15 protein-coding genes are annotated in these 14,192 nt (G+C 70.5%); 9 read left to right on the top strand and 6 right to left on the bottom strand.

Annotated elements, in window-relative coordinates; all coding sequences use genetic code 11:
* Positions 1–198, bottom strand: a 198-nt coding sequence (locus AC2H6A_RS12475) for a hypothetical protein (RefSeq protein ID WP_484273927.1), incomplete at its 3' end; no start/stop codon positions are given.
* A gap of 177 nt (positions 199–375) precedes the next feature.
* On the opposite strand from AC2H6A_RS12475, the gene AC2H6A_RS12470 reads away from it, so the two are divergent.
* Both AC2H6A_RS12470 and AC2H6A_RS12465 read left to right on the top strand, forming a co-directional pair.
* Complete coding sequence (locus AC2H6A_RS12470; protein WP_484273926.1) at positions 376–747, top strand: PilZ domain-containing protein; 372 nt, start codon at positions 376–378, stop codon at positions 745–747.
* Position 748: 1 nt separating this feature from the next.
* Complete coding sequence (locus AC2H6A_RS12465; RefSeq protein ID WP_484273925.1) at positions 749–1,546, top strand: bestrophin-like domain; 798 nt, start codon at positions 749–751, stop codon at positions 1,544–1,546.
* Here the strand turns inward: AC2H6A_RS12465 and AC2H6A_RS12460 are convergent.
* Positions 1,536–3,041: a tripartite tricarboxylate transporter permease gene (locus tag AC2H6A_RS12460; protein WP_484273924.1), complete on the bottom strand. Its 1,506-nt coding sequence runs from the start codon at positions 3,039–3,041 to the stop codon at positions 1,536–1,538. The genes AC2H6A_RS12465 and AC2H6A_RS12460 overlap by 11 nt on opposite strands.
* Positions 3,038–3,526, bottom strand: a complete 489-nt coding sequence (locus AC2H6A_RS12455; protein ID WP_484273923.1) for a tripartite tricarboxylate transporter TctB family protein — start codon at positions 3,524–3,526, stop codon at positions 3,038–3,040. The genes AC2H6A_RS12460 and AC2H6A_RS12455 overlap by 4 nt, the downstream gene beginning before the upstream one ends.
* A 155-nt stretch (positions 3,527–3,681) precedes the next feature.
* Here AC2H6A_RS12455 and AC2H6A_RS12450 point away from each other — a divergent pair, with 155 nt between their 5' ends.
* From AC2H6A_RS12450 to AC2H6A_RS12430, 5 genes are all read left to right on the top strand, one after another.
* Complete coding sequence (locus AC2H6A_RS12450; RefSeq protein WP_484273922.1) at positions 3,682–4,671, top strand: tripartite tricarboxylate transporter substrate-binding protein; 990 nt, start codon at positions 3,682–3,684, stop codon at positions 4,669–4,671.
* A gap of 28 nt (positions 4,672–4,699) precedes the next feature.
* Positions 4,700–5,689, top strand: coding sequence for a Bug family tripartite tricarboxylate transporter substrate binding protein (locus AC2H6A_RS12445; protein WP_484273921.1), 990 nt, complete (start codon positions 4,700–4,702; stop codon positions 5,687–5,689).
* On the top strand, positions 5,686–6,894 hold the full coding sequence (locus AC2H6A_RS12440; protein ID WP_484273920.1) for an MFS transporter: 1,209 nt from the start codon (positions 5,686–5,688) through the stop codon (positions 6,892–6,894). Before AC2H6A_RS12445 ends, AC2H6A_RS12440 begins: the two co-directional genes overlap by 4 nt.
* Positions 6,895–6,989: 95 nt before the next feature.
* Entirely contained in the window at positions 6,990–7,688 is a 699-nt protein-coding gene (locus tag AC2H6A_RS12435) for a glutathione S-transferase family protein (RefSeq protein ID WP_484273919.1), read from the top strand.
* 28 nt (positions 7,689–7,716) lie between these two features.
* Positions 7,717–8,490 carry an SDR family oxidoreductase gene (locus AC2H6A_RS12430; protein ID WP_484273918.1) on the top strand — a complete coding sequence of 258 codons (774 nt, stop codon included), beginning with the start codon at positions 7,717–7,719 and terminating at the stop codon, positions 8,488–8,490.
* A gap of 99 nt (positions 8,491–8,589) precedes the next feature.
* On the opposite strand, the gene AC2H6A_RS12425 is transcribed toward AC2H6A_RS12430, so the two are convergent.
* Both AC2H6A_RS12425 and AC2H6A_RS12420 read right to left on the bottom strand, forming a co-directional pair.
* The gene (locus tag AC2H6A_RS12425) at positions 8,590–9,765 is read right to left on the bottom strand and encodes a serine hydrolase domain-containing protein (protein ID WP_484273917.1); all 1,176 of its coding nucleotides are present in this window, start codon (positions 9,763–9,765) and stop codon (positions 8,590–8,592) included.
* A complete protein-coding gene (locus tag AC2H6A_RS12420) occupies positions 9,762–10,904 on the bottom strand; it encodes an acyl-CoA dehydrogenase family protein (protein ID WP_484273916.1) in 1,143 nt (380 codons plus the stop codon). The genes AC2H6A_RS12425 and AC2H6A_RS12420 overlap by 4 nt, the downstream gene beginning before the upstream one ends.
* Before the next feature lie 97 nt (positions 10,905–11,001).
* On the opposite strand from AC2H6A_RS12420, the gene AC2H6A_RS12415 reads away from it, so the two are divergent.
* Together AC2H6A_RS12415 and AC2H6A_RS12410 are read left to right on the top strand one after the other, a co-directional pair.
* Positions 11,002–11,700 carry a VIT1/CCC1 transporter family protein gene (locus AC2H6A_RS12415; protein ID WP_484273915.1) on the top strand — a complete coding sequence of 233 codons (699 nt, stop codon included), beginning with the start codon at positions 11,002–11,004 and terminating at the stop codon, positions 11,698–11,700.
* Positions 11,701–11,801: 101 nt separating this feature from the next.
* On the top strand, positions 11,802–13,742 hold the full coding sequence (locus tag AC2H6A_RS12410) for a PhoX family protein (protein WP_484273914.1): 1,941 nt from the start codon (positions 11,802–11,804) through the stop codon (positions 13,740–13,742).
* Between the two features lie 84 nt (positions 13,743–13,826).
* On the opposite strand, the gene AC2H6A_RS12405 is transcribed toward AC2H6A_RS12410, so the two are convergent.
* A partial coding sequence (locus AC2H6A_RS12405) for an MFS transporter (protein ID WP_484273913.1) occupies positions 13,827–14,192 on the bottom strand: 366 nt, incomplete at its 5' end.

The following is a 14,192-nucleotide window of genomic DNA, read 5'->3' as shown; positions in this document are numbered from 1 at the left end:
CAGCTGGCCGAGCATCTGCGTGAATCCGAAGCGCTCGGCCGGCTGCTGCAGTTCGATGGCGAGCAGATAGGCGAGCAGCACCGACTGGATGCCCGAGGGCGCCATGAAGGCAGCCACGCTGGTGTAGTACCAGGCGATGGCGGCGCGGGCGCCATGGGCGGGGGTGGGCGCCCGGCGTTCGGATGGGGGTGGGCTCACGGCGTTCTCGCGGCGATGGCTGGCAGGCGGGCGGTGCAGCGCGACGCGAAGCCTAACCGACCCGATGCAGCCCCGCCCCATCGGCATTGCAAGTCCACCGTCTGTCGATCGGCGGCGCGCGCTTGGCGCCACCTCGGCTTACACTCGGAGGGTTTGTCTCATTGAGGTGTCGCTTTCATGGATGAAAAACCGGCGGATCCGGCCGCACCGGCCGCCTCCGGCATGGAACGCCGGCAGTTCGAGCGCCGCCCACTGCGCAGTACCGCACTGCTCGCGTTGCCCGGTCAGGGGCCGGTTCAGGTGCAGACCGTGGACATCAGTGCCGGCGGCATGGGCCTGGTGGGTTCGGTGAACCCGGTGCCGCGCACGGCCTGTGCCATCCGTCTGGCGCTGCCGGTGTCGGCCTGGGACCGGGTCAACATCGAGGCCCAGGGCCGCATCACGCACAGCGTGTTCTCCAGCAAGGACGGCGCCTTCAAGATCGGCATGCAGTTCGTGGATCTGCCAGCGGTGATCGCCGTGGCCATCAACCGCTATGTGAAGGGCTGACATGAGCTTCCTGTCGCTGAACCTGCTGATGGCGGCCGGGTTCGTGGCAGGGATTCTCGTGTGTTTCGAGCTCGGCCGGCGCATCGGCCGGTCGGCGCTTGCGGCGGGCCCCGACGGCCTGGCCAAGGGGGTGGGCCCGGCCGAGGGCGCGGTGTTCGCGCTGCTCGGTCTGATCATCGCCTTCATGTTCTCGGGCGCCGCCGCCCGCTTCGAGGCCCGTCACCACCTCGTCACCCAGGAAGCCAATGCCATCGGCACCGCCTGGCTGCGCCTGGATCTGCTGCCGGCCGATGCCCAGCCCGGGTTGCGCGAGGCCTTCCGCCGTTACACCGAGCTGCGCGCGGTGGCCTACCAGGATGCCCATGACGATGCCCTGACCCGGCAGCGGCAATCGGAGGGCGACGCCCTGCAGGCCGCCATCTGGCGCGATGCCGTGGCGGCGGCCACCCGGCCCGGCCAGCCACCCTCGGTGGCCTCGCTGATGCTGCCGGCGCTCAACGACATGATCGACATCACCACCACCCGGCTGATGGCGGCGCGCAACCACCCGCCGGCGGTCATCCTGCTCCTGCTGGCGGGCCTGATCGCGGTGGGCGCGATGCTCTTCGGCTACAGCACCGCCGACAGCCGCCAGCGCAGCTGGTTCCATGTGCTGGCCTTCGCGTGCATCCAGGCGCTGGCGGTGTTCGTCATCCTGGACATGGAGTTTCCGCGGCTGGGCCTCATCCGCATCGACGGCTCGGACCAGGTGCTGCTCGATCTGGCCGCCACCATGCGCCAGCCCGCGCTCACTCGGTGAACACATCCTCGCGCTTGCGACGGATGGCCGGCAGCAGCACCACCACCAGCAGCAGCGCGGCAATGCCCAGCAGGGTGGCGCTCAGCGGCCGCTCGAAGAACACCACCGGATCACCCTGCGCGTAGCGCATGGCGCGCCGCAGGTTCTCCTCCATGAGCGGACCCAGCACGAAGCCGAGCAGCAGCGGCGTGGGCTCGAAGCCGAACTTCAGCAGTCCGTAGCCCATCAGCCCGAAGCCGGCGGCCATCATCACCTCGAGCGTGGAATTGTTCAGGGTGTAGACCCCGATGCAGCAGAACAGCACGATCGCCGGGAACATCAGCCGGTAGGGCACCCGCAGCAGCGACACCCACATGCCGATCATCGGCAGGTTGATGATCACCAGCATCAGGTTGCCCACCCACATGCTGGCGATCATTCCCCAGAAGAGGTCGGGCCGCTTGGTCATCACCTCGGGGCCGGGCTCGATGCCCTGGATGATCATGGCGCCCACCATCAGCGCCATCACCGCATTCGACGGGATGCCCAGCGTGAGCATCGGGATGAACGAGGTCTGGGCTGCGGCGTTGTTGGCCGACTCGGGGCCGGCCACGCCCTCGACCGCGCCCTTGCCGAAGCGAGACGGGTCGCGCGCGATCTTCTTCTCGACGGTGTAGGCCGCGAACGAGGCCAGCACCGCGCCGCCGCCCGGCAGCAGCCCGAGCACCGAGCCCAGGCCGGTGCCGCGCAGCACCGCGGGCAGTGCCTCGCGCAGCACGCTCGCCTTGGGCCACAGCCCGGTGACCTTGGAGTCGAGCACCGAGCGATCGGTCTCGTCGGTGTCGAGGTTGCGCAGGATCTCGGCGATGCCGAACAGACCCATGGCCAGGGCCACGAAGCTGATGCCGTCGGAGAGCTCGCCCACGCCGAAGGTGTAGCGCATGGCGCCGGTGTCGACATCGGTGCCGATCAGCCCCAGCAGCAGGCCGAAGAAGATCATGGCGAAGGACTTGATCACCGAGCCGCGGGCCATCACCACCGCCGCCACCAGGCCCAGCACCATCAGCGAGAAGTACTCGGCCGGGCCGAACTTCTGCGCGATGCCGGCCAGCGGCGGGCCGGCCGCGGCGATCAGCAGCGTGCCCACGCACCCGGCCAGGAAGGAGCCGAGCGCGGCGATGGCCAGCGCGTCGCCCGCCCTGCCCTGCCGCGCCATCTGGTGGCCGTCGAGCGTGGTGACGATGGACGAGGCCTCGCCCGGCAGGTTGACCAGGATGGCGGTGGTGGAGCCGCCGTACTGGCTGCCGTAGTAGATGCCGGCGAGCATGATCAGCGCGCTGGCCGGCTCGAGCTTGAAGGTGATCGGCAGCAGCATGGCGATGGTGGTCACCGGGCCGATGCCGGGCAGCACGCCGATCAGCGTGCCCAGCAGGGTGCCGATCAGGCAGTAGAGCAGGTTCTGCCAGGTGAGCGCGACACCGAAGCCCAGCGCGAGGTTGGCGAGCAGATCGGTCATGGCAGGATGCGCAGCGGCAGGTTCAGGGCGAAGGGAAAGAGCAGGCACGCGAAGCCCGCCATGCACAGGGCCAGCAGCACGATCTCGCGCAGGCGCGGCGAGGGCGCGGCCAGCGCAGCCAGGGCCACGGCCAGCGTCGAGGCGATCAGCAGGCCGGTGCGTTCGATGCACAGCGCAAACACAACCAGCGAGCCCAGCACCAGCACCATGGGGCGCAGCCGCCACTTCTCGAGCGCTGCCCCGCGAGCCACCAGGCTGCTCAGCACCAGCACCGCCCCGAACGCGCCGGTGATCCAGGCAAGCAGGATGGGCACATAGCCGGGGCCCATGCGATAGGCGGTGCCCACCTTCAGGGGCTGGGCGAACCACCACGCGAGCGCGGCGACCACCAGCAGGAACAGGCCCGCGGCAAGTTCGGTGGGGCCGGCGATCAGCCGGCGCGCAGCCCCGCCAGCCGGGGGTGTGGGTTGTGGTGATGAAGACATGCGGCTCCCTGGCCAGAACGCGTCGATCCCGGAATGCCGGCGTGCCCCGCCGTGAGGCTTCGCAGGTAGGATCCCTCGGCGCCCGCGAGTTTCGCAGGATGCGCCAACCGGTCGACGAACCGGCAGTTCAAATCGAAATCTATGGAGACACCCCCATGACCATCAGTTTCAACAGACGAAAAGCGTTGGCCGCTGCTGGCGGCGCCATGGCGGTTGCTGCCGCGCCGCGTCACGCCCTCGCGCAGACGCTGCCCACCGGCACCATCCGCGTGCTGGTGGGGTTTCCGGCCGGCGGCGGCACCGATGTGATGGCCCGCATCATCGTCGAGAAGCTCAAGGAGAAGACCGGGCTGAACATCATCGTCGACAACCGGCCGGGCAACAGCGGCAACCTCGCCTGCGAGATGCTCAAGAACGGGCCCACCGACGGGTCGCTGCTGATGTACGGCACCAGCGCCACCACCGTCGCGCAGAAGGTCACCCGCAAGCAGCTCAACTACGACATCGACAAGGACCTGATGACGCTCGGTCTCACCGGCACGGTGTCGGTGGCCTATGTGGTGTCCTCGACCATCGGCGTGAAGACCTTCGCCGAGTATCTGGACTGGCTCAAGAAGAATCCCAAGCGGCAGAACTTCGGCACCACCGCCATGGGCAGCATGACCCACTTCTTCGGCGTGCTGATGGGCCGCGAGATCGGCATTCCCCTGGAGCCGATCGCCTACAAGGGCGCCGGCCCCCTGATCGCCGACCTGTCGGCCGGGCATGCCGCTGCGGGCTGCGGCGGGGTGTCCGACTTCCTCACCCACCACCGCGCCGACAAGATGAGGGTCATCGCCATCAGCGCGCCCAAACGGGTGGCGGCCGCGCCCGATTTTCCGACCATCGCCGAGCTCGGCTATCCCAAGCTGTCCTATGAGGGTTTCTACGGCTTCTACGCGCCCGCGCGCACCAACCCGGCGGTGGCTGCCCTCTGGCACAAGGAGCTGCGCGCGGTGGTCGATTCACCCGACACCAAGCAGCGCCTGCTCGGCGTGGGGCTGGAGGTGCTCACCTCCACGCCGGCCGAGATGACGACCCGCCAGACCAACCTGATCGCCTACATGACCTCGGTCATGAAGGCCGCCGGCGTCGAGCCGGAGTAATGCCTCTTTCAACCCGGAGATGTCCCGCATGAGCTTCCAAGTCAATCGCCGCAAGGCACTCACGCTGGCCGGCGGCGCCGCGCTGGCCAGCGCCCTGCCCGCCCCCAGTCTCGCCCAGGCCCTGCCCTCGGGCCCGGTGCGCATGATCGTGGGCTACCCCGCCGGTGGCGGCACCGATGTGATGGGCCGCATCATCGCCGAGAAGCTCAAGGAGCGTCTGGGCATCAATGTGCTGGTGGAGAACCGCGCCGGCGCCAGCGGCACCCTGGCCAACGACAGCGTGGCCAAGGGCCCGGCGGACGGCTCGGTGATCCTGTATGCGCCCAGCGCGGCCACCACCGCCCAGAAGGCCACCAAGAAGTCGCTGCCCTACGACCTCGACAAGGATCTCGCCCCGATCACCATGGCGGGCACCGTTTCCACGGTGTTCGTGGTCTCGCCCACCATCGGCGTGAAGACCCTGCCCGAGTACATCGAGTGGCTCAAGAAGAACCCCAGGAAGCACAGCTTCGGCTCCACCGCCATGGGCAGCTCCACCCACTTCTTCGGGGTGGAAATCGGCCAGGCGATCGGTATTCCGCTCGAGCCGGTGGCCTACAAGGGTGCTGCGCCCCTGATTGCCGATCTCTCGGCGGGTCATGCGCCGGCCGGTTGCGGCGGCCTCACCGACTTCCTCACCCATCACCGCGGCGACAAGCTGCGCATCATCTGCATCTCGGCGCCCAAGCGGGCCTCGGCTGCGCCTGATCTGCCCACCATCGCCGAGCTCGGCTACCCCAAGCTCGCCAGCGAAGGGTTCTACGCGTTCTACGGTTCGGGCAAGATGAGCCCGGCGCTGGTGAACCTCTGGAACAAGGAGCTTCGCGCCGTGCTCGATGCGCCCGAGATGCGCCAGCGTCTGGTCGGTCTGGGCCTGGAGGTGCAGACCTCCACCCCCGCCGATCTGGCCAGCTATCAGACCCGGCAGTTCCAGCAGTTCCTGTCCTCGATGAAGGCCGCGGGCTTCGAACCCGAGTGAGTCCGCGCGCGCTCACGGCGCTGATGTGCACCTACCTCGGCCTCACGGTGCTGGGGTTCCACGGTGTCGCAGCGCTGCTGCCAGGGTTCATGGATCTCTGGCAGCTGAGCGAAACCCAGGCGGGCTGGCTGCTCGGCGTGATGTCGCTGTGCTCCCTGCTCGCCTCCCCGGCCATCGCCCTCACCGACCGGGTCGACACCCGGTGGGTGCTGCTGGCGGGCACGGTCTGCAACATCGTCGGCTACGCCGGCTTCGGCCTGTTCGCCGACGGTCTGCTCTCGGGCATGTTCTTCCGCGGCCTGGCCGGCGTGGGCTATGTGCTCTCGTACATGCCCGGCATCAAGGCGATGGCCGACCGGCTGGCGCCCGCCGATCAGGCGCGCGCCACCGCCACCTATGTGTCGAGCTTCTCGATCTGCTCGAGCCTGTCGGTGGCGCTGGCCGGGCTGGTGGCCGGCTGGGCCGGCTGGCGCTGGGCCTTCGCGGTGCCGGTGGTCAGCAACCTGATCGCGGCCGCGCTGGTGCTGTTCGTGCTGAAGCCGGCCGCCCCGGCCGGCGCCGGCCGGCCCGCCGCCGCGGGGGCGGGCCTGTTCGGCTGGCGCGCGGTCACCGGCAACCGCAGCGCCATGGGCTTTGTGGCCGGCGGCTTCTCGCACACCGTGGAGCTGTTGGCCATGCGCGGCTGGACGGTGGCCTTCCTCGCCTTCGCGGTCTCTTTGCACCCGGGCTCGGCGCCGGCCTGGAACCTTTCCCTGGTGGCCACGCTGCTCATCCTGCTGGGCGTGCCCAGTGGCGTCATCGGCGGGGCGATCGGCGCGCGCCACGGCCTGGCCCGGGTGTCGGTGGTGGTGATGGTGCTCTCGGCGATCAACGCGCTGGTGGTGGGCTTTTCCGCTGCGCTGCCCTTCTGGGTGTTCTTCCTGGGGCCGCTGGTGCTGCACAACATCCTGGTGCTGGCCGACAGCGGCACCCTCTCGGCCGGCCTGATGTCGCGTGCCGATCCGGCGCGCCGCGGCGCGACCGTGGCCTTCTACACCATGGTCGCCTCGGTGGGCTCCTTCGTGGGGCCGGTGCTGCTCGGCACGGTGCTCGACGCCGCGGGCGGGCGCCAGTCGCTGCTCGCCTGGGGCCTGGCTTTCGGCAGCGTCGGCCTGATCGGCCTGATGGCCGCGGCCACGCTGCACCGGCTCGCCGGCCGAGACTAGCGCGGCTGCGCGCGGCGCCGGGCTGGCGCAGAATGCGCGGCGTTCCTCCAGTCACGCTGCGTTCCTTCCTCCAACGCCTTTCGCGAGCCCCCGCCATGATCCGCTTCTACTTCAACGCCGCTCCCAACCCCATGAAGGTGGCCCTGCTCCTCGAGGAGCTCGGCCTGCCCTACCAGGGTGTGCCGGTGGACACCCGCAAGGGCGAGCAGTTTGCGCCCGCCTACCTGCAGGTGAACCCCAACGGGAAGGTGCCGGCGCTCGTCGATGGCGAGGCCGTCATCTTCGACAGCAATGCCATCCTGCTCTACCTGGCCGACAAGGCAGGCCGCTTCGTGCCGCCGGTGTCCGACGCGGTGGGCCGCGGCGAGATGCTCTCCTGGCTGATGTTCGTGGCGAGCGGCATCGGCCCCTTCTCGGGCCAGTCGGTTCACTTCCGCCATGCCGCCCCCGAGCCGAAGGAGTACGCGCTCAACCGCTACGACTACGAGGCCCATCGCCACTGGAAGCTCATCGAGGACCGGCTCGCGGCCCATCCGTACATGGTTGGCGGCCAGTACGGCATCGTCGACATGGCGGTGTGGGGCTGGGCGCGCCTGCTGCCCTATGTGCTCGGCGGCGAGCAGCACTGGGCGCAGTACCCGAATGTGCGCCGCCTGCTTGACGAGGTGAACGCGCGGCCGGCCGCTGCGCGGGCCGAGCAGCTCAAGGCCTCGCACACCTTCAAGACCGAGAACGACGACGAGGCCCGTCGCTTCATGTTCCCGCAGAACGAGCGCCTCAAGCGCGGCGCCTGATTCCTTTCCAATCCCACAGGAGACATCCATGGATCTCGGACTCACCGGCAAGGTGGCCATCATCACCGGCGGCACCCAGGGCATCGGCAAGGCCACCGCGGAGCGGCTCGCCGCCGAAGGCGCGAAGGTGGTCATCGTGGCCCGCGGCCAGCCGCGGCTCGATGCCGTGGCCGCGGGCATCCGCGCCGCCGGCGGCGCGGTGCACACCGTGTCGGCCGATGTGGCCCAGCCCGGCGAGGCGCAGCGCATCGTGGCCGAGGCGCTGAAGGCCTTCGGCGCCATCGACATCGTGATCAACAACGCCGGCACCTCGGCCACCGCCGCCTTCGAGTCGGTGACCGACTCGGCCTGGCAGGCCGACTTCGACCTGAAGCTGTTCGCCGCGGTGCGCCTGGTGCGCGAGGCCATCCCGCACATCCGTCAGCGCGGCGGCGGACGGATCGTGAATGTCACCAACATCGGCGCCAAGCAGCCCGGGGCACGCACCATGCCCACCACCGTCACCCGGGCCGCCGGCCAGGCCATGACCAAGGCGCTTTCCAAGGAGTACGCGCCCGACAACATCCTGGTGAACTCGGTGTGCATCGGGCTGGTCCGCGCCGGCCAGCACGAGACCAAGGCCGCCGCGGCCGGTGTCGATCTCGAGACCCACTACGCCACGATCGGCAAGACCGTGCCGCTGGGCCGGGTGGGCCGCGCCGAGGAGGCCGCCAGCGTGATCACCTTCCTGGTGTCCGACATGGCGAGCTTCGTCACCGGCTCGAGCATCAACATCGACGGCGGCGCCTCGGCGGTGTTCTGAGGCCAGGACACGCTGAGGCCGGGGCGCGCTTAGGCCAGGGCGCGGCGCGCCCTGGCCGGGACCGCGCGGGGCTTCGGCCCCCGCGGCCTTGCGCCTGCGTCAGCCCAGGGCCGCGTAGGCCGCGCGCTTCATGTCGAACGAGAACGGGTGCCAGAAGGCGATGTCGCGCTGCGCCATCACCACCCCGGCGATGTTGCGGCGCGGATTGATCCACCAGTGGGTGCCGGCCATGCCGCCCCACTGGAATTCATCGACCGAATCGGCCGGGTCGCCGGGCGCTTCGGCCAGCGTGACCGCGCCGCCCAGGCCGTAGCCCTTGCCCGGGATCGGGCCCGGAAAGCCGGCGTACACCCCCTCCGGCAGGTGGTTGCGCATCATCAGGGCCAGGGTTTCCGGCCGCAGCAGACTGGGGCCGCCGGGCATCAGGCTGCGGATCAGCGCGATGGTGTCGGGCAGCGTGGACACCAGGCCGCCGCCGCCCGAGAGCCGGGCCACCGGCTGCAGGTGCGCGCCGCGCCAGGGCACGTTGTCTACCCGGGTGAGCCCGGGCTTGAGCGGCCGGTTCAGGCTGGCGCCGCGGTAGTGGGCCACCAGGCGATCGCCACCACCGGGCGGCACCACGAAGCCGGTGTCGTGCATGCCCAGCGGCGCGAAGATGCGCTCGCGCAGGAACCCATCGAAGGTCTGGCCGCTGACCACCTCCACCAGCCGCCCGAGCACATCGCTGGCGATGGAATAGGCCCAGCCCTCGCCGGGATGGAAGTAGAGCGGCAGCGGCTCGAGCCGGTCCATCATCACCGACAGCGGCGTGGTCTCGTCACGCACCTTGTGATCGATGAAGGCCTGGTAGAGCAGCGTGCCGGGGTCGAGCAGGCCGTAGCCCAGGCCCGAGCCGTGGCACAGCAGCTGGCGCAGCGTGATCGAGCGGCGCGCCGGCTCGGTGTCGTCGAGCGAGGTGGCGCCGGGCCGCAGCACCCGTCGGCGCGCGAGCTGAGGCAGGTGCTCCTCGATCGGCGCGTCGAGCCCCACCTGGCCTTCGTCGACCAGCATCAGCGCCGCGCAGGAGGCGATCAGCTTGGTGCTCGAGAACATGCGAAAGAGATGGTCGGGCCGCAGGGCCTCGCCGCGCTCGCGGTCGGCCCAGCCGGTGCAGTGCTGGTCGACCACCTCGCGGCCGACCAGCACCGCCGAGGACACGCCGGCGAGCAGCTCGCCATCGACCGCCGCGCGCATGGCGGCGTGCAGTCCGGAGAAATCACGCGTGGTGGTGCTCATGCGGCCCCCGTGCCCAGATTGCGGCTGATGATGTCGCGCAGCACCTCGGAGGCGCCGCCGGCAATGCGCGAGACCCGGGCATCGACCCAGGCGCGGCCGATGCCGTACTCGGCGCTGTAGCCGTAGCCGCCGTGCAGCTGCAGGAATTCGTCGAGGAAGCGGCCCATGGTCTCGGTGGCCACCAGCTTGGCCATCGCGGCCTTCTCGCTGCTGATGCCGCCGGCCATGTGCTCGGCGGCGCAGGCATCGACGAAGGTGCGCAGCATCGTGATGTAGGCCTTGGCCTCGGCGAGCTTGAACCTGGTGTTCTGGAACCCGATGATGGGGTTGCCGAAGACCTTGCGATCGGTGGTGTAGCGGATGGTGGCCTCGAGCTGGGTCTCGAGCGTGGCGGCCGAGCGCATCGCGATCACCAGTCGCTCCTGCGGCAGCTGCTCCATCAGGTACACGAATCCGCGGCCCTCCTCGCCCACCAGGTTGCTGGCGGGCACGCGCACCGAGTCGAAGAAGAGCTCGGCGGTGTCCTGGGCCTTCAGGCCGATCTTGTCCATCGGCTGGCTGCGGGTGAAGCCCGGTGTGCCCTCCTCGACCGCGATCAGCGACACGCCTTTCGCGCCGGCGGCCGGGTCGGTCTTGCAGGCCACCAGCACCACGCCGCAGTTGAAGCCGTTGGTGATCCAGACCTTCTGGCCGCTGATCACCCACTCGTCACCGTCGCGCACGGCGTGGGTGCGGATGCTCTTGAGGTCGCTGCCGGTGCCGGGCTCGGTCATGGCGATGGAGCCGATGATCTCGCCGGCGCACAGCCGCGGCAGCAGGCGCTGCTTGAGGGGCTCGCTGCCGTAGTGCAGCAGGTAGGGCGAGACCATGTCGGAGTGCACCGGGATGCCGAGATTGGCGCCCACCCGCACCATCTCCTCGGTGACGATGCAGGCATGGAGGAAGTCGCCGCCCGGCCCGCCGTACTCGGTGGGGATGGTGGTGCACAGCACGCCGTGCTCGCCGGCCTTGCGCCAGAACGACCGCGGGCTGTGGCCGGCCTTCTCCCACTCGCGGTAGTGGGGGGCGATCTCGCGTTCGCAGAATCGTCGGACCTGCTCGCGGAACTGTTCGTGCTCGGGGGAGAAGAGGGTGCGCATGGCGTCCTGATGTCGGCCTGAAGATGACTGCCCGATGATAGGCCGCGCGCTGCGCGCGGCCGTTCCGAAAGCCCCCGCCGACCGGTATGCTGATTCGATGAGACCCCGACACCGCGAATCCCACCGCACCGATCGCATCGGCTGGCTGCGCGCCGCGGTGCTTGGCGCCAACGACGGCATCGTCTCCACGGCCAGCCTGCTGCTCGGCGTGGCCGCCGCGCAGGCCGACCGACCGGCCATCCTCGCCGCTGGCGTGGCGGCGCTGGCCGCCGGCGCGATGTCCATGGCGGCCGGCGAATATGTGTCGGTGCACTCGCAGGCCGACACCGAGCAGGCCGAGCTCGCCCGCGAGCGCGACGAGCTGGCTACCGACAGCGCCGGCGAGCTGCGCGAGCTCACCGCCATCTACACGGCCCGCGGTCTCGAGCCGGCGCTGGCCGCGCAGGTGGCCGAGCAGCTCACCGCGCACGACGCCCTCGCCGCCCATGCCCGCGACGAGCTCGGCATCTCCGACACCCTGGGCGCGCGCCCGGTGCAGGCCGCGCTCGCCTCGGCAGGCAGCTTCTCGGTGGGCGCCCTGCTGCCGCTGGCGGTGGCGGCGTTCGCCCCCCGCGCCCAGCTCGATGCGGCAGTGGCCGGGTCGGCGCTGGTCTTCCTGGCGCTGCTCGGCGCGGTGGCCGCGCGCGCCGGTGGCGCCCCGCCCGTCCGGGCCGCGCTGAGGGTGACGCTCTGGGGGGCGCTCGCCATGGCGGTCACCGCGGCGGTGGGCGCCCTCTTCGGCACGGTGGTGGCCTGAACGCAGGGCGCCCCGCCCGGGGGCTGGAGTAGCATCGGCGCGTCCAGGCGGCGCGGCCCAGCACGGTCGCGCCGGCTTCTCCTTGTCTTCGGAGCGAACCCATGAGCAGGTTCTTCGAGCCCTTTGCAGGCACGCCCAACCCGTCCACCCAGCCCAGCATCGGCGAGCTGATCGCCAACCCGCAGCGCCGCACCTGGCTGGGCGGGGCCACCGCCGCCTCGCTCGCCTCGGTGCTGGCCCTGGAGGGCTGCGCGGCGCTGCCGGCGTCGTCTGCGGGCGCGCCGGCCGGTCCGCTGCTTGGCTTCAAGGGCATCGCGGCGTCTTCCGACGATGCGGTCCGGGTGCCCGAGGGCTATCGCGCCGATGTGCTGGTGGCCTGGGGTGACCCGATCGGCGACGTGCGCGGCATGCCGGCCTTCCAGTGGGATGCCGGCAACAGTGCGCAGGACCAGGAGCTGCAGTCGGGCACCCACCACGATGGCATGCACTTCTTTCCGCTGCCGATCGGTTCGCGCGGGTCCACGCATGGCCTGCTGGTGATGAACCACGAGTACCCCGACAACAACGGCCTGTTTCCCGATGGCATGGCCAACTGGTCGCTGGCCAAGGTTCGCAAGTCGCAGGCCTCGGTGGGCTGCTCGGTGCAGGAGATCCGCCTGATCGATGGCCGCTGGTCGCTGGTGCGGCCCTCGCGCTTCGCGCGCCGCATCCACGCCAACACCCCCATGCGCATTGGCGGGCCGGCCGCCGGCCATCCGCTGATGCGCACCGCGGCGAGCCCCGCCGGCCGCGAGGCCGCGGGCACCTTCAACAACTGCGCCAATGGCTTCACACCCTGGGGCACCTACCTCACCTGCGAGGAGAACTTCAGCTTCCACTTCAGGGCGCCGGCGCAGCCCACCGCCTTCGAGGAGCGCTACGAGCTCAGCCCGAAGGTGCGCTTCTCGTTCCGCTGGGGCGAGGCCGATCCGCGCTTCGACCTCGATCGCAACCGCAACGAGGCCAACCACTTCGGGTGGGTGGTGGAGATCGATCCCTTCGACCCGGCCTCGGTGCCGGTCAAGCGCACCGCGCTCGGCCGCTTCTCCCACGAGGGCGCCACGGTCACGGTCTGCAAGGATGGCCGGGTGGCGGTCTATTCGGGCGATGACCGCGGCTTCGAGTACCTCTACAAGTTCGTGAGCAGCCGGCCCTGGAACCCCGCCGATCGCGCCGCCAATGCCGGCCTGCTCGACGAGGGCACGCTGCATGTGGCGCGCTGCAACCCCGACGGCAGCGGCGAGTGGATCGAGCTCGTGCATGGCCGCAACGGTCTCACCGCCGAGGCCGGCTTCGACTCGCAGGGCGCGGTGGTGATGTTCGCGCGCGCCGCCGCCGACCGGGTGGGCGCCACCCGCATGGACCGACCCGAGTGGGTGGCCCGCCATCCCCGCACCGGCGACATGTATGTCACCCTCACCAACAATGTCGGGCGCGGCCGTGACGGCGCCGAAGGCCCCAACCCGGCGAACCCGCGCGCGCCGAACCGCTACGGCCACATCATGCGCTGGACCGAGGAGGGCGCCGATCACGCCGCCACCCGATTCCGCTGGGAGACCTTCATCCTTGCCGGCGACCCGGCCCACGCCGATGCCGGCCAGCGCGGCAACATCCAGGGCGATCTCTTCGCCTCGCCCGATGGCCTGTTCATCGACGAGCGCGGCGTGATGTGGGTGCAGACCGATGTCTCGCCCAGCGCACTGCTCAAGGACGACCACGCGATCTACGGCAACAACCAGGTGGTGGCGGTCGACCCGGTCACCCGCGAGGCGCGCCGCTTCCTCACCGGGCCACGCGGCTGCGAGCTCACCGGCGGCTGCATGACCCCCGATGGCCGCACGCTGTTCGTGAACATCCAGCATCCCGGCGAGCGGGGCGCCCTCGGCACCGATCCGGCCAATCCGCGCCAGCTCTCCAACTGGCCCGACTTCCGGCCCGACGGCCGGCCGCGCTCGGCCACGGTGGCGGTGCGCCGCCAGGACGGCGGGGTGGTGGGTACCTGAGCGCCAGGGTCGTGGGCCCTGCTTGCGTCCGCCGCGCACGCAGCGGCGGGCGCTGCAGCCCGCGGGCCGCGGCGCCAACTGCGCTCAGGCCGGCGGCGCCGGCCGGCGCGCGAGCGCGAAGAGCAGTGATCCCGCGCCGGCCAGCAAGGCCAGCACGGTGAAGCCGGCGCGGTAGTTGCCGGTGGCGTCGCCCAGGATGCCAGCCACCATCGGGCCGCCGATCTGGCCGATGGCGATGATCACCGAGGACAGGCCCAGGATCATGCCGATCGAGCGGCGTCCGAAGTAGTCGGCGCGGATGGCCTGCATGAAGGGCCCGCGCACGCCCCAGGCCAGGCCGTGCAGCACCGCGAAGGCGGTGAGCATCACCGGGCCCGTGGCAAAGGTGAGCATCAGCAGGCCGGCGGCGTGCATGAGCATGCACACCGCACACATCCAGCGCTTGCTGTA

The sequence above is a fragment of the Quisquiliibacterium sp. genome (genome assembly GCF_982640115.1).
The sequence above is the reverse complement of the archived record's forward strand: the minus strand, read 5'-3'. Positions and strand labels throughout refer to the sequence as shown.

What these genes read in the sequence shown, in the direction of transcription:
- AC2H6A_RS12470 (WP_484273926.1), top strand. Translation starts at nt 376, where the DNA reads ATGGATGAAAAACCGGCGGATCCGGCCGCACCGGCCGCCTCCGGCATG.
- AC2H6A_RS12465 (WP_484273925.1), top strand. Translation starts at nt 749, where the DNA reads ATGAGCTTCCTGTCGCTGAACCTGCTGATGGCGGCCGGGTTCGTGGCA.
- AC2H6A_RS12460 (WP_484273924.1), bottom strand. Translation starts at nt 3,041, where the DNA reads ATGACCGATCTGCTCGCCAACCTCGCGCTGGGCTTCGGTGTCGCGCTC.
- AC2H6A_RS12455 (WP_484273923.1), bottom strand. Translation starts at nt 3,526, where the DNA reads ATGTCTTCATCACCACAACCCACACCCCCGGCTGGCGGGGCTGCGCGC.
- AC2H6A_RS12450 (WP_484273922.1), top strand. Translation starts at nt 3,682, where the DNA reads ATGACCATCAGTTTCAACAGACGAAAAGCGTTGGCCGCTGCTGGCGGC.
- AC2H6A_RS12445 (WP_484273921.1), top strand. Translation starts at nt 4,700, where the DNA reads ATGAGCTTCCAAGTCAATCGCCGCAAGGCACTCACGCTGGCCGGCGGC.
- AC2H6A_RS12435 (WP_484273919.1), top strand. Translation starts at nt 6,990, where the DNA reads ATGATCCGCTTCTACTTCAACGCCGCTCCCAACCCCATGAAGGTGGCC.
- AC2H6A_RS12430 (WP_484273918.1), top strand. Translation starts at nt 7,717, where the DNA reads ATGGATCTCGGACTCACCGGCAAGGTGGCCATCATCACCGGCGGCACC.
- AC2H6A_RS12425 (WP_484273917.1), bottom strand. Translation starts at nt 9,765, where the DNA reads ATGAGCACCACCACGCGTGATTTCTCCGGACTGCACGCCGCCATGCGC.
- AC2H6A_RS12420 (WP_484273916.1), bottom strand. Translation starts at nt 10,904, where the DNA reads ATGCGCACCCTCTTCTCCCCCGAGCACGAACAGTTCCGCGAGCAGGTC.
- AC2H6A_RS12415 (WP_484273915.1), top strand. Translation starts at nt 11,002, where the DNA reads ATGAGACCCCGACACCGCGAATCCCACCGCACCGATCGCATCGGCTGG.
- AC2H6A_RS12410 (WP_484273914.1), top strand. Translation starts at nt 11,802, where the DNA reads ATGAGCAGGTTCTTCGAGCCCTTTGCAGGCACGCCCAACCCGTCCACC.